The following is a 22,009-nucleotide window of genomic DNA, read 5'->3' as shown; positions in this document are numbered from 1 at the left end:
CTCGTCGGGGCCGGCATTTTTTTGGCTGGCGGGAACGGGCCAGGGCCGGGGCCGTGCGGCCCCGACTCGCCGCACTCAACCTTCGGCGGTGGCTTCGCCCTTGATGGCGTCGTTGGCGCCCGGCAGGGTCTGCACCTTGTAGGCCTCGCGCAGCATCTTGAGCACGGCCTGGTCTTCGGCTTCGCCCCAGGCACCGCTCAGCTGGCGCGCCAGCATGTCGCGATCCTGCTCGGGCGCGGTGCCCGGCTCGATCTTCTCGACCCGCACCACGACGTAGTCCACGCCCACGGCGGCGCCGCCATAAGCGGGCAGCGAACCGGCGGGCTGGCGCATGACCAGATCGAGCACCGGGCGCGGCAGATTCAGCGGCGCCTGACGCGACACGGTCATGGCCTCGCCGAAACCTTCGGGAACCGTCTGCGGGGCGGCCTGCGCGGCCTTCAGGGCGGCCTCGCCGGCTTCCTTGGCGGCAGCGGCGGCACGCTCGTCGGTCAGACGGGCACGGATCGCGTCGCGCACCTTGTCGAGCGGCGGAATCTGCGACGGCGTGACCTGGGCCACGCGCACGGCGACCATGGTGTCGGGCGAGAGCGTGATCACGCCGGAGTTGAGCTTGTCGCGCAGAACCTCGGGCGAGAACAGCACCTGACGCACGCGCGGGTTGTCGAGCAGCTGCGCATCGGCGCTGGTCGCGGCGGCGCCCGGGCCGGCCTGTTCGGCCGACAGCAGGCCCGTGCGGGTGATGCCGGCGGCGCTGCGCAGCTTCAGGCCGAGCGCGTCGGCGGTGGGCTGCAGATTGTCGCGCGTGTCGTAGACTAGCGTGTTCATCTTGGTGGCCATCTCGGCAAAGCGGGTCGCGGCGATCTGGCGGCGGATTTCCGTGGTGATCTGCTCACGCACCTCGGCCAGCGGCTTGGCCTGACCTTCCTTGAGGTCGGTCAGCTTGAGGATGTGGTAGCCGTAGGGGCTGCGCACCACGTCCGACACCTGATCCTTGGCCAGGCCGGCGACGGCCTTGATGAGCTCGGCGGGCACCGCGTTGCCGGAAATCCAGCCCAGGTCGCCACCCGTGGCGGCCGAGCCGGCATCCTGCGACTCTTTCTTGGCGAGCTCGGCGAAGCCGGCGGGGTTGGCGGCCGCTTCGGCGGCGATGGTCTTGGCCTTGGCTTCCGCATCCTTGCGGGTCTGCTCGTTGGCGCCCGAGGGCACCTGGATCAGGATGTGGCTGGCGCGACGCTGTTCGGGCGTGCCGAAGCGGTTTTTGTTTTGCTCGTAGTAGGCGGTGACGTCGGCGTCGCTGACCTGCACGCCCTGCGTGGCGGCGGCTTCGTCGAGCACGAGGTACTGGGCCTGCACCTGCTCGGGCACGCGCAGCGATTCCTGATTGGCGTCGTACCAGGTCTGGATGTCTTCCGGCGTGACGGTGACCTTGGAGCGGAAGTCTTCGGCGGTGAAGACGCGCAGTTGCAGCGTGCGCTGTTGCGACAGGGCCTGCTGCAGGCTGCCCACCACTTCGCCGGGCAGGCGCGCGGTGGTGCCGACGGGCTCGAGCACGCGGGCCACGGCCAGATCACGGCGCAGGCCGTTTTCGAACGAGGTGGGCGACATGCCCTGCGCGGCCAGCACCTGGCGGTAGCGCTCGGGCGAGAAGCGGCCTTCGTCCTGGACCTGCGGGATCGCGGCAATGGTGTTGCGCAGCGTGGCGTCGGACACCGAGAAGCGGTTGTCGATCGCGACCTGAGCCAGCAGGCGCTGGTCGATCAGCTGCTCGAGCAGTTGCTGGCGCATGGCCGGCGTGTCGACCACGGCCGGGTCGAACTGCGCGCCCATGCGCTGGCGGAATTGCTCGAGCTGGTTGCGGTGAGCCGCGTCGAACTCGGGGCGGGTGATCGCTTGCCCTGCCACCGTGGCGAGCTCGGGATCCCGGCTCACAAAGCTGTCGTAGCCGGACATACCAACCAGCCCGAACGAAGGCACGATCAGAATCAGCAGGATGAACTGCAGCCAACGCCGATGGTTGCGAATAGTCTCAAACATGGAACCCCTGTTGCCTAAGCTCTGGGGCAGCCCCGCGACCGGCCCCAAGAAAACGCATAAAAAAGGGCGAACGTTTCGCCCGAATCCATCAACCGGCCTGCCGCAGGATTGCGTACCGGTTAGCCGCCGGAGTTTACCACCTCCGGGGCGTCTGCCCAGAGCATCCGCCCCCGGATAAACTGCGGGTTCGGAGTATGCTTGCGTACCCGGCGCCCGCCCCTGCCGCGGCGTTACGAATTCCGCTGACTTTTCTATCCCGAGGCTGTCGTTCATGACCTCCCTGCGCCCGTCCCTGCCGGCCTGGCCCTACTCCCCCTATATCGCGCACCGTGGCGGTGGCCGCCTGGCTCCCGAGAACACGCTGGCCGCCATGCGCGTGGGCGCGGCGCAAGGCTTCACGATGTTCGAGTTCGACGTGAAACTCTCGGCCGACAACGTCGCCATCGTGATGCATGACGACACGGTCGACCGCACCAGCGACGGCCGTGGCCCGGCCGCCGGCCTGAGCTACACGCAGCTCTCGCTGCTGGACGCCGGCAGCTGGCACTCGGCCGACTACGCAGGCGAGCCGATCCCGAGTTTTGCCGCCGTCGCACGCTACACCCGCGCCAATGGCATCGCCTGCAATGTCGAGATCAAGCCCTGCCCGGGCCGCGAGGTCGAGACCGGCGCCATCGTGGCGCGGCTGTGCAGCCAGTATTGGGAGGGCGCCGACGTCGCGCCGCTGCTGTCTTCATTTGCCGAGGCGTCGCTGGCCGTCGCCCGGCAGGTGGCGCCGAAGCTGCCGCGTGCCCTGCTGGTCGAGGCCGTGCCCGCCGATTGGGAGGCGCGCCTGCGCAAGTACGAGTGCGTGGCGCTCAACATCAACCACAAGGATGCCACCCCCGAGTTGATCGACGCCGTGCATGCCGCCGGCTTCCGCATCGCGGCCTGGACCGTGAACGACCCGGCGCGCGCGCGCCAGCTGCTCGATTGGGGAATCGACGGCATTTTCACCGACGTGCTGGATCAGATCCGGCCCGCCGCCTGAGGCACCGCCGTGTTCAGCTATCGCCACGCCTTTCACGCCGGCAACCACGCCGACGTGCTCAAGCACGCCATCCTCGTCCACGTGCTGGATTACTTCAATCGCAAGGACGCACCCTACTGGGTGATCGACACCCACGCCGGCGCGGGCCTGTATGCGCTGGACAGCGACTGGGCCAACAAAAACGCCGAGTTCGCCGACGGCGTGGCCCGGCTCTGGGACCGCGATGATCTGCCGCCGTTGCTGGCCGATTATGTCGAGCGCATCCGTGACTACAACCCGGACGGCCGACTGCGCCACTACCCCGGTTCGCCCTGGCTCACCATGGATGCCCTGCGCGACCGTGACCGCCTGCGGCTGTTCGAGATGCACCCCACCGAATCGGGCGTGCTCGCGCGCAACCTGGACCAGCGCGATCGCCAGATCCAGCGCCAGACCACGATTTACGGCACCGATGGCTTCGAGGGCCTGAAGGCCATGCTGCCGCCGCCCACCCGCCGCGGCGCCGTGCTGATCGACCCGTCGTACGAGGATAAACAGGACTATCGCCGTACCCTGACGGCCGTGAAGGAAGGCGTCAAGCGCTTCGCCACCGGCACCTACGCCGTCTGGTATCCGCTGGTGCAGCGGCGCGAGGTGACCGAGATGACGCGCCAGCTCGAGCGCCTGCCGGTCAAGAGCTGGCTGCACGCCACGCTGTCGGTCAAGCGGCCGGCCGGCGACGGCTTCGGCCTGCACGGCAGCGGCATGTTCCTGGTCAATCCGCCCTGGACGCTCGATGCCGCGCTCAAGCCGGTCATGCCGTTCCTGGCGCGCGAGCTCGCCCAGGACGATCGCGCCACCTTCACGCTGCAGTACCGCGAGAATCCCTGAGCGCGCCACGGCGCGCGGAGCCCCCCGCAGCGCGCCACGGCACCCGCCATGCAAATCGCCCGGCCATCGGCCGGGCGATTCGCTTTGGCGCGCAACGATGCTTCAGGCGACCTTGCGCTCGGCCTCGGCCTCCTGCAGGCGGGCCTGGGCCGCGGCCAACCGGGCCGCCGCGTCGCGCAGCGCCGTACGCAGGCCTTCTTCGATCACCGGGTGGTAGAACGGCATCTCGAGCATGCGCGCCACCGTCATCTCCTGCTGCACGGCCCAGGCCAGCAGATGCCCGATGTGCTCCGCGCTCGGACCGACCATCTCGGCACCCAGGAAGCGGCCCGACTCGATATCGGCGTAGACCCGCAACATGCCGCGGTTCTTCAGCATGACGCGTGAGCGGCCCTGGTCGCCGAAGTCGACCTCGCCCGTCACCGTGGTGCCGGCGGGCAGCCGCGCGAACGGCGTGCCGATCAGGGCAATCTGCGGGTCGGAGAACACCACGCCCAGCGGCGCGCGCCGCTGACCCGGGCGCACTTCCGGAAAGCGCGCCGCGTTGTCGCCGGCGATGCGGCCTTCGTCGGCCGCCTCGTGCAGCAAGGGCGCGTCGGCATTGGCGTCGCCGGCAATGAAGATGGCGCTGGCGCCCGCCTGCATGGTGCCGCGGTCGTACACCGGGACCCCACGCGCATCCAGCTTGAGCGAGGTGTGCTCCAGCCCCAGGCCATCCACGTTGGCGCGGCGGCCGGTGGCGACCAGCGCGTAGTCGAAGCGCTCGGTGCGCTCGCTGTTGTCGAGCCCCACGTAGCGCACCTCGACCTCGTCGCCCACCCGGGTGGTTTCGAGTACCCGGGCGTCGGGATCGAGATAGAACTCCTGCTGGAACACCTTGCGGGCGCTGTCACGCACCTTGGGATCGGTGATCCCGCCCAGACTGCCGCTCACGCCGAAGACACGCACGGTCACGCCGAGGCGCGACAGGGCCTGCCCCAGTTCGAGACCGATCACGCCCGGACCGAACACCGCCACGCGGCGCGGCAGCGTGTCCCAGGCGAACACGTCGTCGTTCACGACGAGCCGGTCGCCCAGGGCCTGGAACGGCGCGGGCACCGCCGGGCGCGAGCCCGTGGCGATCACGACGCTGGCCGCCTGCACTTCGGTGTGATCGTCGACGCGCAGCACCGTGTCGCTCACGAAACGCGCATACCCATGCAGCTTGTCCTGCGCGGGGATGTTTTCCACGCCTTCGAGCACGAAGCCCACGAAACGATCCCGTTCGCGCTTGACCCGGTCCATCACGGCGGCGCCGTCGACGCTGACCGGACCTTCCACCCGCACGCCGAACGCGTCGGTATGCGCGGCCGCATGCGCTGCCTCGGCGGCCGCGATCAGCAGCTTGGACGGCATGCAGCCCACGCGGGCGCAGGTGGTGCCATAGGGGCCGCCTTCGATGAGCACGGCGCGCTTGCCGGCGGCGCGGGCCGCGCGATAGGCCGCCAGGCCCGCGGTGCCGGCGCCGATCACGGCGATGTCGGTATGCAGCGTTTTCATGATTATCCTGTGGGTGAAGGGCGCGAACCATGCCGCGACGCGGGCGGCCGCAGGCCGCCGCGCCGGGGTTCGTCTTGATGAGTGCGGTAAAAGCGCCGCGCGGACGGGCTCGCCGCCCGCGCGGACCTGGCTCAGGCGAAGTGCGCCTTGAGATCCTCGAGGCCGCCGATCAGGTTGCCGTTGATGAACACCTGGGGCGCGGTCGCCTTGCCCGACACGGCGCCGATCACGCGGCCGCGCACCTTGTGCTCGAGCGGGATCTCGATGGCGTCATAGCCCTTGGCATCCAGCAGCGACTTGGCTTCGACGCAGAACGGGCAGCCCGGCTTGGAAAACACGACGACCTGGTCGGGCTTCTTCGCGTTCGGCGCGATGTAGGCGAGCATCGTGTCGGCGTCCGACACTTCGAACGGATCGCCTTCTTTCTCGGGCTCGATGAACATCTTTTCGACCACGCCATCCTTCACGAGCATCGAATAGCGCCAGCTGCGCTTGCCGAAGCCCAGATCGCTCTTGTCGACCAGCATGCCCATGCCGGCGGTGAACTCCGTGTTGCCGTCGGGCAGCAGCGTGATGTTCTCGGATTCCTGGTCCTTGGCCCACTCGTTCATGACGAAGGTGTCATTGACCGACACGCAGACGATGGTGTCGACGCCGGCGGCACGGAAGGCCGGAGCCAGCTCGTTGTAGCGCGGCAGATGGGTCGAGGAGCAGGTGGGGGTAAAGGCGCCCGGCAGCGAGAACACGACCACGGTCTTGTTCTTGAACAGCTCGTCGGACGTCAGCTTTTTCCACGTGTTGCCTTCGCGAACGGGAAAAACAACATTGGGTACGCGTTGGCCTTCACGGTTTTGCAGCATTCGAAATTCTCCTGGGTGTCTGTGGCGTCGCGCCACCGTAAATAGAACTTTAACTAATAGCTATCGTTCAGGCTAATTCAATTATTTTAAGCAATCGTTAGCCTGAAGCTATCACCCAGGAGAATTCGTTAGATTTGTTTGGGATCATACCCCGCCGAGCGGATCGCGGCCTCGACCTGCGCGGCGAGCGCGTCGGGCGCCGCCTTCACATGATGCGCGGGCAGGTCGAACTCCAGCGTGGCATCGGGCGCGGCCTGTTGAACGGCCTGCGTGATGGTCTTGACGCAATGGCCGCAGGTCATATCGGGGACGACGAAGGTAACCATGGAAAACTCCTTGAAAAAAGGGCGCGCCGCAAGCGAAAACCACGCACGGCGCATGACGGTATGACCCATGTTAGACCTTCCCATCGTGGTAAGGTCAAGCGGACCCTCTGCGCCGCGCAAGGCGTCGGATGCCGGATTCTGCGACGCTTGACCTTGCCATAATGGGAAGGTTCATACTGGCTTCATCGACATCCACCCTCCTCGCTCCATGACTACCGCCACCCCTCGTCAACTCGAATTCGCCATTGAAGGCATGAGCTGCGCGTCCTGCGTCAAGCGTGTCCAGAACGCGCTCAGCGGCGTGCCGGGCGTCACGCAGGCGCAGGTCAACCTCGCGACCGAACGCGCGCAGGTCGAGGCCGGCGCGGCGGTCACCCCGGACGCCCTCGTGGCGGCGATTGTGCAGGCCGGCTATGAGGCCCATCCGATACAGGCCGACGACGATCACGCCGCCCGCCAGGCCGAACAGCGCGACGCGCACGCCGCCGCGCTGCGGCGCGCGTTCATCGTTTCGCTGGCGCTGACCCTGCCGGTGTTTCTGATCGAAATGGGCGGTCACCTGATCCCGCCGTTGCACCATTGGATTCTCGACCACGTCGGCCAGCGCAACAGCTGGCTGCTGCAGTTCGCGCTGACCACGCTGGTGCTCGCGTGGCCGGGCCGCCCCTTCTTCGTGAAGGGCGCGCTGGCCCTGTGGCGCCGCGCGCCCGACATGAACTCGCTGGTGGCGCTGGGAGCGTCGGCCGCCTGGGCTTACTCGGTGGTGGCGACCTTCGCGCCGGACTGGCTGCCGGCGCGCGCACAAAACGTGTATTACGAAGCGGCCGCGGTGATCGTGACGCTGATCCTGCTCGGCCGCATGCTCGAGGCCCGCGCCAAGGGCCGCACCGGCGCCGCGATCCAGCGTCTGATCGGCCTGCAGGCGCGCACCGCGCGCGTGCTGCGCGACGGAAAGACGCAGGACGTGGACATCGCGTCGGTACGCGCGGGCGACCTGGTGCTGGTGCGTCCGGGCGAGCAGGTGCCGGTGGATGGCGAGATCATCGAGGGCAGCTCCTACGTCGACGAATCCATGCTCACGGGCGAACCCGTGCCCGTCGCCAAGGAAGCGGGCATGGCCGCCACGGGCGGCACGCTGAATACGTCGGGCAGCTTCACGCTGCGTGTCACGCACACCGGCGCAGATACGGTGCTCGCCCGCATCATCCGCATGGTCGAGAACGCGCAGAATGCCCGCCTGCCGATCCAGGCCCTGGTGGACCGCGTCACCGGCGTCTTCGTTCCGGTGGTGATGGGCCTCGCGCTGCTCACCTTCCTGGCCTGGCTGGTGTGGGGGCCCTCGCCCGCGCTCACCTACGCGCTGGTGCACGCCGTGGCGGTGCTGATCATCGCCTGCCCTTGCGCGATGGGGCTGGCCACGCCCACGTCCATCATGGTCGGCACGGGCCGCGCGGCCGAGATGGGTGTGCTGTTCCGTCAGGGCGACGCGCTGCAATCGCTGCGTGACGTGCGCGTCGTGGCCTTCGACAAGACCGGTACGCTGACCGAGGGCAAGCCCACGCTGACCGACATCGAAGCGGCGCCGGGTGTCGACGCGGATCAGGTGCTGGCCTGGCTCGCGGCCGTGCAGGCGCGCTCCGAGCATCCCATCGCCCACGCCATCGTGCGCGCCGCCGAAGAGCGCGGCATGACGCTGGCGCAAGCCAGCGCGTTCGAGGCCATCACCGGCGCGGGCGTCCGTGCGACGGTGGACGGCCACGCCATCCTGGCGGGCGCCGCGCGCCTGATGCAGCAGTCGGGGGTGGCGCACGACGGCTTCGAGACCCGCATCGCGCAATGGGGCGAGGCCGGCAAAACCCCGGTGTATGTGGCCGTCGACGGCCGCCTGGCCGCGCTGGTCGCGATCGCCGATCCGATCAAGCCCTCGGCCGCGGCCGCCATCGCGGCGCTGCATGCGCAAGGCATCCGTACCGCCATGATCACCGGCGACAACCCGCACACGGCCCGCGCCGTGGCGCGTCAGCTCGGCATCGACGACGTGCGTGCCGAGGTGCTGCCCGACGGCAAGGTCGAGGCCATCGCCTCGCTGCGCGCGACGCACGGCAATATCGCCTTCGTGGGTGACGGCATCAACGACGCGCCGGCGCTCGCCGCGGCGGACGTCGGCATCGCCATCGGCAGCGGCACCGACGTGGCCATCGAGGCGGCCGATGTGGTGCTGATGTCGCCCGGATTGCAGGGCGTCTCGAACGCGCTGGCCATCAGCCGCGCGACCCTGCGCAACATCCGCCAGAACCTGTTCTGGGCCTTCGTCTACAACGCCGCGCTGATTCCCGTGGCGGCCGGCGTGCTGGATCCGGCGTTCGGCATCTCGCTTTCGCCCATGTTCGCGGCGGGCGCGATGGCGGCGTCCAGCGTGTTCGTGCTGGCCAATGCGCTGCGTCTCAAAGCCTACTCGCCGCCGCGCGCGGCCTGACCCCGGAGCTTCACATGCCTGCCACCGACCAGATGAATATCGGGCAAGCCGCGGCCGCCAGCGGCATCTCGGCCAAGATGATCCGGTATTACGAAAGCATCGGCCTGATTGGTTCCGCCACGCGCACCGCTTCGGGCTATCGCGTCTACACCGATGCCGACCTGCACACGCTGCGCTTCGTGCGGCGGGCGCGTGATCTCGGATTCTCGGTGGAACAGATGCACGAGCTGCTCGCGCTGTGGCGCGATCGCAGCCGGGCCAGCGCGGACGTCAAGCGCATCGCGCTCGAGCATGTCGCCGAGCTCGAGCGCAAGGCCGCGGAGCTCCATGCGATGGCCGACACCCTCAAGCATCTGGCGCGGCACTGCCATGGCGATGCGCGGCCCGACTGCCCCATCCTCGCGGATCTGGGGCAGCCTGCGGCCTGAACGCTCAGACCTGCGAGGCCTCGCCCTCGGCCTGCGCCAGAGCGGCCTTCTCGGCCTTTTCCGCCAGCGCGGCCTGTTCGGCCAGCGCAGCCAGCTCTGCCTTTTCGCGGGCCTGCGCCTGCGCGGCCAGCACGGCCTCGGGTTCGAGCGATTCGAACACCGCGATCGACTCCACATGGCCGGTGTGCGGGAACATGTTGATGACGCCCGCGGCCTTCAGGCTGTAGCCGCCTTCGTGCACCATGATCGCGGCGTCGCGCGCGAGCGTGCTCGGCGCACAGGACACGTACACGATGCGGCGCGGACGCTCTTCGGGCCCGAGCAGCGCCAGGGCCTGAGCCACGGCGTGCGCGCCTTCGCGCGGCGGATCGATCAGCATGCGATCGAAGTAACCCAGGCCGCGCAGCCATGACACGTCGACCTCGAACAGATTGAGCGTGGCGAAGCTGGTGCGGTCGGCCAGGCCATGGCGGGCGGCCGCCTCGTGCGCGCGGTCGGTGAGCTGCTTGCTCCCTTCCACGCCCACGGCTTCGCGTCCCTGCGTGGCGAGCGGCAGCGTGAAGTTGCCCAGGCCACAGAACAGATCGGCCACGCGGTCGGTGGGCTGCACATCCAGCAGCTGCAGCGCTCGCGACACCATGGCGCGGTTGATGGCGTGATTGACCTGCGTGAAGTCGGTCGGGCGATACGGCATGCGCAGACCGAACTCGGGCATGGTGTAGGCCAGGCGCTCGGCATCGGCCGGCTCCAGCGGCATCACGGTCTCGGGGCCCTTGGATTGCAGCCACCATTGCACGTCGTGCTCGGCGGCGAACCTGCGCAGGATGGCGATGTCGCTATCCGTGAGCGGCTCGAGATGCCGCAGCGTGAGCGCGGTCGAATTCTCGCCCAGCGCCACTTCGATCTGCGGCATGCGGTCGGGCCGCGACATGGATCCGATCATCTCGCGCAGCGGCACCAGCAGCGCGCTCACGTGCGGCGGCAGCACGTGGCATTCGCGCATGTCGGCCACATAGCTGCTCTTGCGCTCATGGAAGCCGACCAGGACACCGCCCTTCTTGGGCACATTGCGCACCGACAGGCGCGCACGATAGCGATAGCCCCACGTCGGCCCCTGCAGCGGTGGCAGCATGCGCGCCGGACGCAGCTTGCCCACGTGCCAGAAGCTGTCTTCGAGCGCGCGCTGCTTGATCGCCACCTGGGCCGAGGGCTCCAGGTGCTGCATCGCACAGCCGCCACAGACGCCGAAGTGCGGGCAACGCGGCACGACGCGCTGCGACGACGGGCGCAGCACCTCGTCGACGCGGGCAATTTCATAAGAGGGCTTCTTGCGCACCGTGGTCGAGGTGACGCGCTCGCCGGGCAAAGCACCCTCCACGAACACGACCTTGCCGTCACGGCGCGCGATACCCCGGGCTTCGAGGTCCAGGGATTCGATAGTCAATACGTCGAGCATCTCGCACACATCCAGGTTCAGCAGCAGGCGGGCATTGTAAGACACCCGCCACGCGCGCAAGACCGCCCCCCGCGCGGCGCGCCGCTGATCCGGCCCCCTATGCCGCGCCCGCGCTCTCCAGCCCCTGGACCGCCTGCAGCACCGCCACGCGGCACTGGCCCAGCACGCTGCCGTGCCAGTCGGGCTCGTTGCAATAGAACGCGTCGAGGGTCGCCTGCAGGATGGCGTCGCGCCGGGCCTCGGGCACGTCCGGATGCGCGCGCAGCCAATTGCGCCCCCGCAGCGCCTCGATGATGCCGCCGAACGGCACCGTGCCGTATTCCAGCGCCATCAGGGTGGGCGTGGCGTCCGGACACGCCTGGTAGATCAGCGAGGCGAGGTGCCCGGTGATGTCGACCGAGGCGGAGCTGCCCAGGTAAGGCACGGCGATGTCGGCGCCCCACCACTGCCGCGCCCGCGCCACTTCGGTGTCGCTGCGCCGGCCGGCGTAGATTTTTTCGCCGTGGCCGCGCGGCCCGAGGCCCGTGTGCACATCGATCCAGCCCACGTGCGCGTGACGCGCGGCGTGGATTTCGAGTATGCGCCGCAGATTCTGCAACGACGCCGCCGGACGCGCGCCGCCATAGAACAGGCCGTCGGCGTGCGTGTACTGACCGCGCGACACCGCCTGCGCGTACGCCGCGTGGCCGTGCTCGGCCACGTAGGCGTCCAGCGCGCGCCGATTTTCCTGGGTGGGCGGCCACTCGGCGGGCAGCAGCAGCGGATGCAGCCCGGCGTAAGCCGGATTCTCGGGCAGCGGCTTGGCGCCGAACGGCTGGGCATTGCGATTGAGGTCGACGTTGTCCTCGTCGGTACGCGCCAGCCAGGAAAATCCGTGCGGATTGACCGCATGCACCAGCAACAACGCCACCCCGGCCCGGCGCGCGCGCTCGAGCATGGGCGCGTCGTCCATCAGCGCCATCTGGCAGCCCGCGCCGCAGAAGCCTTCCACGCCATGCGTGGCCGACGTCACGATCAACAGCCGTTCGGCATCGCGCGGCCCGAGCAGCGCCACATCGGTGGCGAGCGCCTCGCCTTCGCGGCCACGCGCCTCGATGGGATAGGACGTGAGCGTCGCGTCCAGGCGCGATGCCTCCTGCAGAAACCGCTCGCGCGATTGCCGGTAGTTCTTGGGGAAGTAGTCGGAACTGCGCGTCATGCTGCCGTCTCCTGGGCGTCGATATCGTGGCCGGTCCGATCCTGGATCCAGAAGAGCACCACGGTCGACAAAGTGACCGTGACCATCAGGTACCAGGCGGGCGCCATGGGATTGCCGGTGACCTGCAGCAGCCAGGTCACGAAAAACTGCGCAAAGCCGCCGAACACAGAGATGCCCAGGCCATAGACCACCGACATGCCGGTCGTGCGCACGGCCTTCGGAAACAGCTCGGGCAGCATGGTGATGGCGGGCGTCATCTGCAGTGCCAGCAGCACCGCCAGCAAGGCGATCACCGTCATGAGGCGCGCCGAGCTGGGCGCCGCCACCAGCCAGTGAAAGCACGGCAGCAGGGCCACCACGGTCGCGGCCCGCGACCAGAAGATGACCCGTTTGCGGCCGACCCGATCGGCCAGCATGCCGACCAGCGGCGCGATCAGGAACCCGATGGCGCCGAGCACCACGCTGGCGAACAAGGTGGACGTGGGCGGCAGGCCGAGCGCCTTGCTGGCATAGGCCGGCATGTAAAAGCCGATGATCTGCGCGCAGACCATCCCGCCGATGACGAGCAGGATGCCCTTGACGATGGCGGGCTTGTGCTCGGCCCAGACCTGGCGCACGGGTTGACGCGCCGGCTGGCGTTGCGCCGCCGCGCCGTCCGCCCGGGCCTGCCCCACCGGGGCGGCCGTCTCGAGCGTTTCTTCGAGGTGGCGACGGATGTAGGCGCCGACCGGCACCGTGAGCACGCCCAACACGAACGGCACGCGCCAGCCCCAGGATTGCATCTGTTCTGCGGTGAGCGACGCCGTCAGCAGCGCCACCGTCAGCGCCCCCAGCATCACGCCGAGCGACTGGCTGCCGAACTGCCAGCTCGCATAAAAGCCGCGCTTGTGCGCCGGCGCGTGTTCGACCAGGAGCGTCGTGGACGCGCCGACCTCACCGCCGGCCGCGAAGCCCTGAATCAGGCGCGCGATCACCATCAGCACCGGCCCGGCCACGCCCATCTGCGCGTGCGTCGGCGCGACGGCGATGAGCGCGCAGCCGATCCCCATCAACCAGAGCGTGAGCGTCAGGGCGGCGCGGCGGCCATGGCGGTCGGCATACGAGCCGATCAGCATGCCGCCGACCGGCCGCATCAGAAAGCCGACGCCGAAAGTGGCGGTGGTGAGCAACAGCTGACCATAGCTCGATGCCGCGGGAAAGAACAACGGCCCGATGACCAGCATCAGGAAGGTGAACACCGTGAAGTCGAAAAACTCGAGCGCGTTGCCGATGGTGGTGCCGGCGATCACGCGCCGGCGCATGCCCGGCGTATGCAGGCCCGGCGCCGCGGGCGCGGCGGCGATGGCGATAGACATGCTTTTCCCCTATGTCCGTGTTGTGGCGGGCGAGGTCCCCCTCTCCCATGGCGGTGAATATACGGATGGCAAACAATAAGGAAAAGACAGTATTTTCGTCTCAGTGAATACTTTTATGCATAGCCCCACCGGCCAGCCAGGACACGTCTCATGAATCTGCGCCAACTACGCGCCTTCGTGCTCATCGCCGAACACGGCAGCATCCGCGCGGCGGCCCGCGCGCTGTTCATCACGCAGCCGGCGGCGACGCGCAGCCTGCGGGAGCTCGAAGCCAGCGTGGGCGCCGAACTGGTCCAGCGCAGCGTCCGCGGCATCGAACTCACGCCCTACGGCGAGGCGCTGTACAAGCGCGCGGTGCTCATGTTGCAGGAGGCGCGCCGGGCCCAGGAAGAAATCGCCCAGATGCGCGATGGCGCGGGCGGCACGCTGAATCTCGCCATCAGCTCCGCCGCGCTCACCGTGCTGCCCGCGGCACTGGCGGCGTTCCGCGCCCGCATGCCGCGCGTGGCGGTCTCGTTCAATGAGGTCGCCCCGCCGTATAGCCACGACCAGCTCGAGGCAGGCCATTACGACTTTCTGGTGCAGACGGAATACGACGGAGAAATCCAGGACGGCTTCGCCCGCAGCACGCTGTTCGCGCTGCCGCTCGCGGTCGGCGCGCGCGCCGGTCATCCTTTACGCGAAGCCCGGCACCTGAGCGAGCTGCATCACGCGCTGTGGCTGTTGCCGGGCAACATCCAGGCGCCGGCCAACCTGCTGCGGGAAGCCTTCGCGGCGCATGGACTGCCCGCGCCGCAGGACATCATCGCGTGCCAGTCGATCGCGGTGGCGCTCGCCATCATCGCCGAGAGCGATGCGCTGGGCATCTTCGTGCGCAATCTGTTCGAGCATCGTTTGCTGCCGCGCGGACTGCGCATGGTGCCGCTCGCGCACGCGCTGCCGGCGGCGCGCGTGGCCATCCTGACGCGGGCCGACTCGCCGCCCACGCCGGCGGCCCGGTGTTTTATCGAGTGTCTGCACGACGCGCACGCGGCGGGCGCACCGGGCCACGGGCCACGGCGGCGCGCCGTGCCGGTCTGAGCGGAGCACGGGCGACACCGAGGCGCGCGGCGCAGCCGAAGCGTGGGGCGCAGCCCGGCGCGGGCCGGCGAACCGGGGCGCACGCGGCGCCCCGCCCGCCGCGCCGCGATCAGAACGCGCGCGACACCGAGAACACCGCACCCAGCCGGCCCGAGGGATGGCCATACTTCGTGGGCAGCCAGTTGTCCTTGGTGGCGCCGACGGCGGCCAGGCCCACGACCCAGCCCTTCAGGTCCTTGGTGACACCCAGCTTGTAGTCGACGTAGTGGCCGATGCCATCGCCGTCCATGTCGACCTGCTTCTTGAGCTTCTGGTAGCCCAGGTGGCCGACCAGACCCCAGCCGTCGCCCAGGTCGAACGTGGCCGTGCCATCGAGATACCAGGTGCCTTTGGTATCGGGCGCGGAGAAGAAGTCGCTGGGCGTGTAGGAATACTTCAACGAGTAGTTGGCGTAGCTCAGGCCCACGTACAGATCGGTGTTGTTGTAGTTGCCGCCTTTGGGCGAGCTCGAGCCCGGGTAGTAGTAGTGCAGCACGCCGACGTCCAGCCCGAGGCCGCCGCCCACGTCGCCCTTCCAGCCGCCGTAGAAGTCCATTTCCAGATTGCCGTCGGTGAACACGAAACTCGAGACGTTGGAGTTCCAGTTGCCGAGATAGAAGCCCGAACTGTGCGCCAGATCGAAGCCGACCTGCACGGCCGGCCGGAAGTCCGTCTGCGAGTAGCCACGGAAACGGTAGTCGCTCACGATGGCGGCGTTGCCACTGAGGGAGAAGCCGGCGCCGAGGTCGGTGGGTTCGGCCTGCGCGGTGGCGGCACATGCGGCAAAAACGAACGGCAGGGCAAGAAAGGACTTTTTCATTTGCGAGATCCTGATGGGATGGCTACCAGGGCGGATGTGGGCTGCGCATCACGCCTGTCCAGCCGATCGCGGCACTGCTCCCCTCCCCGATCGGCCCATCCTGGCTCAAGCACTTTCCATGCCAACTTTTAACAATTGCGTCATACGGTAGCCGGCAAACGCGGCACGACCCGGCGCGCACCGGCGCGGTGCAAAAGCCCGCCAAATCCCCCGTCTGCATGCGCCTTCATGGCGCAGCCCGCGCCATAAACAGGCATCGCGAGGCACGGCGCGCGCGCCCATGAAAAATGCCCCGGCTTGCGCCGGGGCATCGAGACCCAGAGGGTGAGGATCAGTTGGTGGCGGCGGGTGCGCCGGGAGCGCCAGGGGCACCGGGCGCGCCGCGATGGTGCGGGGCCTTGGCCATGCGCTCCTGCATCTTGGCGGCACGGGCCTTCACCACTTCGGTGACCTGGGCGCGCTGCGCGTCGTTCAGGCTGTCCCAGAGGGCCAGCCATTGATCGCGCACCTTGCCGCCTTCGGTACCGAACTGGTCGCGGCCCTTCTCGTTGGCGGCCGACAGCGCACGCGGGTCGAGCTTGCCGGCGGCGAGCTGCTCCTGCAGCAGCTTATGCTCGGCGCGCTTGGCCTCGAAACGCTGCTTCATGAGCTCGCCCTGCGACTTCTTGGCGGTGTCGAACAGCGCCTGCTGCTTGGCGTCGAGCTTGAGCGCGTCGATCTGAGCCTTGGAAAGCGGTCCCACGCCCGGGATGAATGCGCCGTCGCGCATTTCACCGTGGTGGCGCGGGCCCTTGTGATGGGCTTCGGCGGCGGGCTTGCCTTCTTGCGGGGCAGCCACGGCCGGCGCAACGACGGCGCCAGCGGAAATGACCATGGCCAGGCCGGCCAGCGTGCTGCGCAGTGCGAAACGATTACGGGACATGTTGGAAACTCCTGAGTGATTGGAACGCGAGACCATTGTTGGCCAGGCCCGATTTCAGTGAAGTTTCGTTTGCGCCCGTTGTGTTTCAGTCGATTGCTCGCCGGGCGGCGGATCGTCTGAAGCAGCACGTCGGGGGCCCCCGGCGAGGGGCGCCCCTGGCCGGGCGCCCGGCGAGGGGCCACCGGCCGCGGCGCAACCCGGCACTCGGCCGGGCCCGCTCGCCTCACGCGCTCAGGGCGCGTCCCAGGCGGCGAGGTACTCGCGCCAGTGCGGCGCATCGCTGGCGGCCAGGGTGTCGCGCACCAGCGCGATTTCCTGGTCGTAGGCGATATGGTCGATCTCGCCCCGCATGAAGCGGAAGCGGCAATACACCAGCCAGGTATTGACCACGTCGGTTTCGCAATAGGCGCGCACCGCGTCGGCCTGCCCTTCGTTCCAGGCCTGCCAGACCTTGCTGCCGTCCATGCCGAGCTTGCCCGGAAAGCCGCACAGCTTGGCGAGCTCGTCGAGCGGCGCATTGGCGCGGCCGTTGTACTTGGCCAGCACATCCATCAGATCGGTGTGGCGATTGTGATAGCGGCTGATGTAGTTGTTGAACTTGAAGTCGCGGTCTTCGTCGCCCAGGTCCCAGTAGCGCGGCGCCTGGATCTTATGGATCAGGCTGCGGTAATGGAGCACGGGGAGATCGAAGCCGGAGCCGTTCCAGCTGACCAGACGCGGCGTGTAGCGCTCGATGGTCTTGAAAAACTGGCTGAGCAGCACTTCTTCGGGATCATCGGGCTGGCCGAGCGTCTTGACGCGAAAGCCCTGGTCGTCGCGAAACACGCAGCCCACCACCGCCACGCGCTGCAGGTGCAGCGGCAGGAAGTCGTGGCCGACGGCCTCGCGCCGGGCGGCGAAGGCGCGCTCGGCCACCTCGAGATCGCTCACCTCGCTGCCCCAGCCGTGCAGCCGGCGCAGGCCGGGCACGTCGGGCAGGGTTTCGAGGTCGAAAACCAGCGTGGGGGTCATCGCGCGGGCAGGTATTGCAGCGGGTCGACCGGCGTGCCCTGGCGGCGGATCTCGAAGTGCAGCCGGGGCGAGGTGGCATCGGTCTGGCCGATCTCGGCGATCTTCACGCCGCGCTTGACGTTCTGACCGGTCTTGACCAGCAGCGCGCGGTTGTGCGCATAGGCCGTGATGAAGCCGTTCTGGTGATTGATGATGATCAGGTTGCCCAGGCCGCGCACGCCGTTGCCGCTGTACATGACCTTGCCGTCGGCCGCCGCGATCACCGGATCGCCCGGATTGCCGGCGAAATCGATGCCCTTGCTGTTGCTGTTGAAGGTCTGGATGACCTGGCCGGTGGCCGGCCAGCCCCAGCTGATCACGCTGGCATCGGCCGCGCGGGGCGGCTGCTTGGGCGTGTCGACGGGCGGCGGCGTGGCCGAGGCCTGCGCGTTGGGATCGGTTTCGGTGGGCGGCGGCGTGGTGCCGGCGGTGTCGGTGCCGGGCGCGGGATCGAGCGGACGCGGTTCGGTCTTGGTGGTGCCGACCGGCGCGGTGCTCGGACCGGTACTCGCGGAGGCCGTACCCGACAGGCGCAGTACCTGACCCACGTGGATCTGGTTGGGATCGGCGATGTTGTTCAGGCGCTTGACGGTCTCGATGTCGACGTTGTTCGCCCGTGCAATCTTGTAGAGCGTGTCGCCCGGCTTCACGACGTAAGAGCCGCCGCTCGCCTGGCTGCCGCCGGAGGATTGGCCGCCGGTCATGTCGACGACCGGCGCACGCGTGCCCTTGGAGGCGCATCCCGCCAGGATCGCCAGGCTCAGCACGCCGGCAATCAGGGCAGGACGACGCAGACGCGCGACAAGCGCGCCGCGCAGATGGGGTTCGGTCAGTTGCAACTGCCCGTTGAGCATACGATTCTCCTGTTTGCTCAAGATTGTATTCCGGCCTTCAGAGGCACGAAACGCACCGCCTCGAGCTCGGTGCGTTTCCAGCTTGCGGTGCCGGTTCGTTCGATCAGGACCAGCCTTTGGCTGGTGGTGCCCTCGGGGGCGATCAGGCGTCCGCCGGGCGCCAGCTGCGTGAGCAGCGCCTGCGGAATGGCCAGTCCGGCCGCAGCCACAACGATAGCATCGAACGGCGCGACGCCGGGGACGCCCAGCATGCCGTCGCCGTAAATCAAGCGGACCCGGGTGGTGAGGCGCAAGGCGCGCAGATTGGTGCGCGCCAGCTCGTACAGCCCGCGGATGCGCTCGATCGCATGCACCTCGCGGATGAACTGCGACAGCACGGCCGCCTGGTAGCCGCAGCCGGCGCCGACCTCGAGCACGCGGGTGGGCGTGCGGCCCTCGCACACGGCCGCGATCATGCGCGCCACGACCCAGGGCTGAGAGATGGTTTGCGAATGCCCGATCGGCAGCGCCGCGTCTTCGTATGCCCGGCTGGCGAGCGCTTCGTCGACGAAGATATGACGCGGCACGGCGGCCATGGCGTTGAGCACCCGCTCGTCGAACACGCCCTGCGCCCGCAGGCGCTCGACCATGGCCTGCCGCAGGCGATCCGAGTTCAGGCCCATGTTGTTGCCACTGGCGGCGGCCGGCGCGCTGGGCGCCGGGCGCTGCAGCGTGGCGGCGGAAATCCGGGTGTTGCTGTTGGTGGCCGTGATGCCGGGCGCCAGGCCCCGGCCGTCGTAGCGCGACGAGGAACTCAGGCGCGTGGGCGTGGGCGACTCTTGCGGACCTAGACGCTTGCGCATAACGGCCCCGCCCAGGTGCGAACTTCGTCGAGCTGCCCGGTGTGGGTCAGGTCGAGCCGCAACGGGGTGACGGACACCGCCCCCTCGGTCACGGCATGGAAATCGGTGCCGGGCGTGGCGTCGAGCGCCAGGCCCACGGGGCCGATCCAGTAGATCGGTTCGCCGTAGGGCGTGGTGCTGCGCACGACCGGCTCTGAAGGATGACGCTTGCCCAGCCGCGTGACCCGCACGCCGTGCAGGTCTTCGAAGCGGCGGTTGGGGATATTCACATTGAGCAGCACCGGCGCGCCGAGCGGATCGGCGATCTGGCGCTCGACGATCTGCCGCGCGGCGCGCGCGGCGGACTCGATATGCTCCCAGCCCTTGTCGACCAGCGAAAACGCGATCGCGGGAATGCCGAACAGATACCCTTCGGTGGCGGCGGCGACCGTACCGGAATAGAGCGTGTCGTCGCCCATGTTGGCGCCGTTGTTGATGCCCGAGACGACCAGGTCGGGCCGGGCATCCATCAGGCCGGTGAGCGCCACGTGCACGCAATCGGAGGGCGTGCCGTTGACATAGACAAAGCCATTGGCGGCGGTGCGCACCGACAGCGGGCGATTGAGCGTGAGCGAATTGGAGGCGCCGCTGTGATTGGTTTCGGGCGCAACGACGGTGATGTCACCCAGCCCGGACAAGGCCTCGACCAGCGCCTCCAGACCCGGCGCGTTGTAGCCGTCGTCGTTGGAAACCAATATACGCATCACCCCTCCGAAACACCCGGACCGCTCAGCCGCGATCCGACAGGCACGGATTGTACCGTCAGACTTGCCGCGCCGGAGACGCGCGGCGCGTCATCCACATGGCGGACGACGCGGGGCGGGTTGCGCCCGATGCCTGCCCGCCTGTCATCGCGGTAGAATCGCCTGCCCCCGGCGCCCGGCCCCAGGCCGAACGGGGGAGACTCACACAACAACAAGGACGTCCCTTCCACCATGCTGACCACCCCTCCTTCCATGGCGATCGCCGCCGGCTTGATCCTGATGGCCTACCTGATCGGGTCCATTCCGTTCGCCGTGGTCGTCAGCAAGCTCATGGGGCTGCAGGATCCGCGCAGCTATGGATCGAAGAACCCCGGCGCCACCAATGTGCTGCGTACCGGCAACAAGAAGGCGGCCGCGCTCACGCTGCTGGGCGACGCGGCCAAGGGCTGGTTCGCGCTGTGGCTGGCCGGCGTGCTGGTGCCCGGCATCACCCCGGGCATCTTCGCCCTGGTGGCGATCGCCGTGTTTCTGGGCCACCTGTATCCGGTCTTCCTGGGCTTCAAGGGCGGCAAGGGCGTGGCGACGGCGCTGGGCGTGCTGGCCGCGATCAGCGGCTGGCTGGCCCTGGCCGTGGTGGTCACCTGGCTGCTGATGGCGGTGATCTCCCGCTACTCGTCGCTGTCGGCGCTGGTGGCCGCGTTCTGCGCCCCCCTCTTCTACGTGCTGGGCAGCGGCATGGCCTGGTATGCCCATACCCACATCACGCTCGCCATCGTGGTCATCACCGCGCTGCTCTTCTATCGCCACGCCGCCAACATCTCGCGCCTGATCAAGGGCACCGAAAGCCGGATCGGCTCGAAGAAGAAATAACCGCCGCACGAGCTTGCGCGCATAACGAAACGCCGATGGCACGCGCCATCGGCGTTTTGCTTTGGACGCGGCGTTCAGGCCGGCACGCGCCGGAACATGGTGCGCTTGGTCGCCCGAAACGCGGGGCGCACGCGCGAGCTCCAGTCGGTGGCGCGCACGGCCAGCCACGGCGGGCTGCCGAAGGTCTCGCGGCTGACGAGGTCGTAGCAGGCGTGATAGCGAGGCCCACCCTCCGGCGCGCGCCACCGGCGTGCCCGCACCGATCCCGGCACCGCGGCCAGACCCGGCATGTGCTCCTCGCCGTACCAGGCATTGAAATCGTCTTCGGCCTCGGGCAGCACGTCGGTTTCGACCACGTAATGCCAGGCGCTCGCCTGCCCCGCGCTCGCGCCTTCGAGATCGGCGAGCGCGTCCAGCACCCGCGCGTCGCCCGCCAGCCCGTCCGCGGTGGCCTGGGCGCGCACGGCGGCGAATTCATGCGCGGCGTTATCGGCCGAGGCCGGCGTGCAATAGACGTAGGTTTCGGGCGCGTCGGCCTCGGCGGCGGCGTAGATCTCGACCTGCATGCCGGGGCTGGCGGCCTGCAGCCGGGTGCGCAGCGCGCGCGCGGCGTCGACGTCGAACACCACGCCGGGGACTCGCAACAACAGGGTTTGCATGACGTGTCCTCGTTCAGTGGCCCACGCGCAGCGCCACCAGCAGGCGCGACACCATGTTGTAGGCGGCCACGGTGGCCGTCAGATCGAGCAGGCCCTGGTCCGAAAAGTGTGCGCGCAGCGGGTCGAACACGGCATCCGGCACCTCGATGGCGCGCGTCATGGCATCGGTGTAGGCCAGCGCCTCGGCCTCGCCCGGCGCCAGGCCGGGCACCGCGCCGGGCGCGGGATGATCGCGCAGGGCCGCGATCGTGGCCGGGGCCACGCCCGCGGTCTCGGCGTGCGGTACGTGCGCGTCGAACTCGTACGGCGCGCCGTTGAGCACCGCCACGCGCAGGATCACCAGTTCGCGCAGCCGCGCCGGCAGCGAGTTGCGGTTGCGCACCGCGCTCAGCATGGCCTCCCAGCCTTCGCAGATCGGGGCACTGTTGAGCAACACCTGATACAGCGGCGAGATGCGGCCGCGCGCTGCCTGGATGCGCGCTTCGAGCGGCGCGAGTTCGGGGCGGCTGCCCGGCGCCACCGGCGTCAGGCGGGATTGCGAGGAATCGGACATCG

General features: G+C 68.7%; 21 protein-coding genes. 6 read left to right on the top strand and 15 right to left on the bottom strand.

Annotated elements, in window-relative coordinates; translation table 11 throughout:
• Positions 1-75 precede the first annotated feature (75 nt).
• Positions 76-2,037: a SurA N-terminal domain-containing protein gene (locus CAL25_RS07555; protein ID WP_094799318.1), complete on the bottom strand. Its 1,962-nt coding sequence runs from the start codon at positions 2,035-2,037 to the stop codon at positions 76-78.
• Between the two features lie 280 nt (positions 2,038-2,317).
• On the opposite strand from CAL25_RS07555, the gene ugpQ reads away from it, so the two are divergent.
• Complete coding sequence (gene ugpQ, locus CAL25_RS07550; RefSeq protein ID WP_094799484.1) at positions 2,318-3,067, top strand: glycerophosphodiester phosphodiesterase; 750 nt, start codon at positions 2,318-2,320, stop codon at positions 3,065-3,067.
• Positions 3,068-3,076: 9 nt separating this feature from the next.
• The gene (locus CAL25_RS07545; RefSeq protein WP_094799317.1) at positions 3,077-3,937 is read left to right on the top strand and encodes a 23S rRNA (adenine(2030)-N(6))-methyltransferase RlmJ; all 861 of its coding nucleotides are present in this window, start codon (positions 3,077-3,079) and stop codon (positions 3,935-3,937) included.
• 102 nt (positions 3,938-4,039) lie between these two features.
• Here the strand turns inward: CAL25_RS07545 and CAL25_RS07540 are convergent, their stop codons facing one another.
• The 3 genes from CAL25_RS07540 to CAL25_RS07530 all read right to left on the bottom strand — a co-directional run bounded on the left by CAL25_RS07540 (position 4,040) and on the right by CAL25_RS07530 (position 6,662).
• Positions 4,040-5,476, bottom strand: coding sequence for a dihydrolipoyl dehydrogenase (locus CAL25_RS07540; RefSeq protein ID WP_094799316.1), 1,437 nt, complete (start codon positions 5,474-5,476; stop codon positions 4,040-4,042).
• A 131-nt stretch (positions 5,477-5,607) separates the two neighbouring features.
• The gene (locus CAL25_RS07535) at positions 5,608-6,336 is read right to left on the bottom strand and encodes a glutathione peroxidase (RefSeq protein WP_094799315.1); all 729 of its coding nucleotides are present in this window, start codon (positions 6,334-6,336) and stop codon (positions 5,608-5,610) included.
• Positions 6,337-6,464: 128 nt separating this feature from the next.
• Complete coding sequence (locus CAL25_RS07530; RefSeq protein WP_094799314.1) at positions 6,465-6,662, bottom strand: heavy-metal-associated domain-containing protein; 198 nt, start codon at positions 6,660-6,662, stop codon at positions 6,465-6,467.
• A gap of 208 nt (positions 6,663-6,870) precedes the next feature.
• On the opposite strand from CAL25_RS07530, the gene CAL25_RS07525 reads away from it, so the two are divergent.
• Positions 6,871-9,138 carry a heavy metal translocating P-type ATPase gene (locus CAL25_RS07525; RefSeq protein WP_094799313.1) on the top strand — a complete coding sequence of 756 codons (2,268 nt, stop codon included), beginning with the start codon at positions 6,871-6,873 and terminating at the stop codon, positions 9,136-9,138.
• A 32-nt stretch (positions 9,139-9,170) separates the two neighbouring features.
• The gene (cueR, locus tag CAL25_RS07520; RefSeq protein ID WP_094799482.1) at positions 9,171-9,566 is read left to right on the top strand and encodes a Cu(I)-responsive transcriptional regulator; all 396 of its coding nucleotides are present in this window, start codon (positions 9,171-9,173) and stop codon (positions 9,564-9,566) included.
• 4 nt (positions 9,567-9,570) lie between these two features.
• Here cueR and rlmD read toward each other — a convergent pair whose 3' ends face one another.
• The 3 genes from rlmD to CAL25_RS07505 form a co-directional block, all read right to left on the bottom strand.
• Positions 9,571-11,022, bottom strand: a complete 1,452-nt coding sequence (gene rlmD / locus CAL25_RS07515) for a 23S rRNA (uracil(1939)-C(5))-methyltransferase RlmD (protein WP_094799483.1) — start codon at positions 11,020-11,022, stop codon at positions 9,571-9,573.
• A 97-nt stretch (positions 11,023-11,119) separates the two neighbouring features.
• Positions 11,120-12,220, bottom strand: coding sequence for a M14 family metallopeptidase (locus CAL25_RS07510; protein WP_094799312.1), 1,101 nt, complete (start codon positions 12,218-12,220; stop codon positions 11,120-11,122).
• Positions 12,217-13,575: an MFS transporter gene (locus CAL25_RS07505; protein WP_094799311.1), complete on the bottom strand. Its 1,359-nt coding sequence runs from the start codon at positions 13,573-13,575 to the stop codon at positions 12,217-12,219. Before CAL25_RS07505 ends, CAL25_RS07510 begins: the two co-directional genes overlap by 4 nt.
• A gap of 150 nt (positions 13,576-13,725) precedes the next feature.
• Between CAL25_RS07505 and CAL25_RS07500 the strand changes: the two genes are divergently transcribed.
• Positions 13,726-14,655 (top strand): LysR substrate-binding domain-containing protein, encoded by a 930-nt coding sequence (locus tag CAL25_RS07500; protein WP_094799310.1) that lies wholly within the window; start codon positions 13,726-13,728, stop codon positions 14,653-14,655.
• Between the two features lie 109 nt (positions 14,656-14,764).
• Here CAL25_RS07500 and CAL25_RS07495 read toward each other — a convergent pair whose 3' ends face one another.
• The 6 genes from CAL25_RS07495 to surE all read right to left on the bottom strand — a co-directional run bounded on the left by CAL25_RS07495 (position 14,765) and on the right by surE (position 19,925).
• Positions 14,765-15,514, bottom strand: coding sequence for a TorF family putative porin (locus tag CAL25_RS07495; protein ID WP_094799309.1), 750 nt, complete (start codon positions 15,512-15,514; stop codon positions 14,765-14,767).
• A 331-nt stretch (positions 15,515-15,845) separates the two neighbouring features.
• Positions 15,846-16,436, bottom strand: a complete 591-nt coding sequence (locus CAL25_RS07490; protein WP_094799308.1) for a hypothetical protein — start codon at positions 16,434-16,436, stop codon at positions 15,846-15,848.
• A 231-nt stretch (positions 16,437-16,667) separates the two neighbouring features.
• Positions 16,668-17,447 (bottom strand): 3'-5' exonuclease, encoded by a 780-nt coding sequence (locus CAL25_RS07485; RefSeq protein WP_094799307.1) that lies wholly within the window; start codon positions 17,445-17,447, stop codon positions 16,668-16,670.
• Positions 17,444-18,340 (bottom strand): peptidoglycan DD-metalloendopeptidase family protein, encoded by an 897-nt coding sequence (locus CAL25_RS07480; protein WP_094799306.1) that lies wholly within the window; start codon positions 18,338-18,340, stop codon positions 17,444-17,446. The genes CAL25_RS07485 and CAL25_RS07480 overlap by 4 nt, the downstream gene beginning before the upstream one ends.
• 17 nt (positions 18,341-18,357) lie before the next feature.
• Positions 18,358-19,182 (bottom strand): protein-L-isoaspartate(D-aspartate) O-methyltransferase, encoded by an 825-nt coding sequence (locus tag CAL25_RS07475; RefSeq protein WP_170948422.1) that lies wholly within the window; start codon positions 19,180-19,182, stop codon positions 18,358-18,360.
• On the bottom strand, positions 19,167-19,925 hold the full coding sequence (gene surE / locus CAL25_RS07470) for a 5'/3'-nucleotidase SurE (protein WP_094799305.1): 759 nt from the start codon (positions 19,923-19,925) through the stop codon (positions 19,167-19,169). Before surE ends, CAL25_RS07475 begins: the two co-directional genes overlap by 16 nt.
• 231 nt (positions 19,926-20,156) lie before the next feature.
• Here surE and plsY point away from each other — a divergent pair, with 231 nt between their 5' ends.
• Positions 20,157-20,795: a glycerol-3-phosphate 1-O-acyltransferase PlsY gene (gene plsY, locus CAL25_RS07465; protein WP_094799304.1), complete on the top strand. Its 639-nt coding sequence runs from the start codon at positions 20,157-20,159 to the stop codon at positions 20,793-20,795.
• A 74-nt stretch (positions 20,796-20,869) separates the two neighbouring features.
• Here plsY and CAL25_RS07460 read toward each other — a convergent pair whose 3' ends face one another.
• Positions 20,870-21,454: a DUF4286 family protein gene (locus CAL25_RS07460; RefSeq protein WP_094799303.1), complete on the bottom strand. Its 585-nt coding sequence runs from the start codon at positions 21,452-21,454 to the stop codon at positions 20,870-20,872.
• 13 nt (positions 21,455-21,467) lie between these two features.
• Positions 21,468-22,007: a carboxymuconolactone decarboxylase family protein gene (locus CAL25_RS07455; protein ID WP_094799302.1), complete on the bottom strand. Its 540-nt coding sequence runs from the start codon at positions 22,005-22,007 to the stop codon at positions 21,468-21,470.
• Positions 22,008-22,009: the final 2 nt, after the last annotated feature.

Origin of the sequence: Bordetella genomosp. 5, assembly GCF_002261315.1 — a bacterium.
In the GTDB taxonomy this organism is placed as follows: domain Bacteria; phylum Pseudomonadota; class Gammaproteobacteria; order Burkholderiales; family Burkholderiaceae_B; genus Bordetella.
The sequence above is the reverse complement of the archived record's forward strand: the minus strand, read 5'-3'. Positions and strand labels throughout refer to the sequence as shown.

What these genes read in the sequence shown, in the direction of transcription:
- CAL25_RS07555 (WP_094799318.1), bottom strand. Translation starts at nt 2,037, where the DNA reads ATGTTTGAGACTATTCGCAACCATCGGCGTTGGCTGCAGTTCATCCTG.
- CAL25_RS07540 (WP_094799316.1), bottom strand. Translation starts at nt 5,476, where the DNA reads ATGAAAACGCTGCATACCGACATCGCCGTGATCGGCGCCGGCACCGCG.
- CAL25_RS07535 (WP_094799315.1), bottom strand. Translation starts at nt 6,336, where the DNA reads ATGCTGCAAAACCGTGAAGGCCAACGCGTACCCAATGTTGTTTTTCCC.
- CAL25_RS07530 (WP_094799314.1), bottom strand. Translation starts at nt 6,662, where the DNA reads ATGGTTACCTTCGTCGTCCCCGATATGACCTGCGGCCATTGCGTCAAG.
- CAL25_RS07525 (WP_094799313.1), top strand. Translation starts at nt 6,871, where the DNA reads ATGACTACCGCCACCCCTCGTCAACTCGAATTCGCCATTGAAGGCATG.
- cueR (WP_094799482.1), top strand. Translation starts at nt 9,171, where the DNA reads ATGAATATCGGGCAAGCCGCGGCCGCCAGCGGCATCTCGGCCAAGATG.
- rlmD (WP_094799483.1), bottom strand. Translation starts at nt 11,022, where the DNA reads ATGCTCGACGTATTGACTATCGAATCCCTGGACCTCGAAGCCCGGGGT.
- CAL25_RS07510 (WP_094799312.1), bottom strand. Translation starts at nt 12,220, where the DNA reads ATGACGCGCAGTTCCGACTACTTCCCCAAGAACTACCGGCAATCGCGC.
- CAL25_RS07505 (WP_094799311.1), bottom strand. Translation starts at nt 13,575, where the DNA reads ATGTCTATCGCCATCGCCGCCGCGCCCGCGGCGCCGGGCCTGCATACG.
- CAL25_RS07500 (WP_094799310.1), top strand. Translation starts at nt 13,726, where the DNA reads ATGAATCTGCGCCAACTACGCGCCTTCGTGCTCATCGCCGAACACGGC.
- CAL25_RS07495 (WP_094799309.1), bottom strand. Translation starts at nt 15,514, where the DNA reads ATGAAAAAGTCCTTTCTTGCCCTGCCGTTCGTTTTTGCCGCATGTGCC.
- CAL25_RS07490 (WP_094799308.1), bottom strand. Translation starts at nt 16,436, where the DNA reads ATGTCCCGTAATCGTTTCGCACTGCGCAGCACGCTGGCCGGCCTGGCC.
- CAL25_RS07485 (WP_094799307.1), bottom strand. Translation starts at nt 17,447, where the DNA reads ATGACCCCCACGCTGGTTTTCGACCTCGAAACCCTGCCCGACGTGCCC.
- CAL25_RS07480 (WP_094799306.1), bottom strand. Translation starts at nt 18,340, where the DNA reads ATGCTCAACGGGCAGTTGCAACTGACCGAACCCCATCTGCGCGGCGCG.
- CAL25_RS07475 (WP_170948422.1), bottom strand. Translation starts at nt 19,182, where the DNA reads ATGCGCAAGCGTCTAGGTCCGCAAGAGTCGCCCACGCCCACGCGCCTG.
- surE (WP_094799305.1), bottom strand. Translation starts at nt 19,925, where the DNA reads ATGCGTATATTGGTTTCCAACGACGACGGCTACAACGCGCCGGGTCTG.
- plsY (WP_094799304.1), top strand. Translation starts at nt 20,157, where the DNA reads ATGCTGACCACCCCTCCTTCCATGGCGATCGCCGCCGGCTTGATCCTG.
- CAL25_RS07460 (WP_094799303.1), bottom strand. Translation starts at nt 21,454, where the DNA reads ATGCAAACCCTGTTGTTGCGAGTCCCCGGCGTGGTGTTCGACGTCGAC.
- CAL25_RS07455 (WP_094799302.1), bottom strand. Translation starts at nt 22,007, where the DNA reads ATGTCCGATTCCTCGCAATCCCGCCTGACGCCGGTGGCGCCGGGCAGC.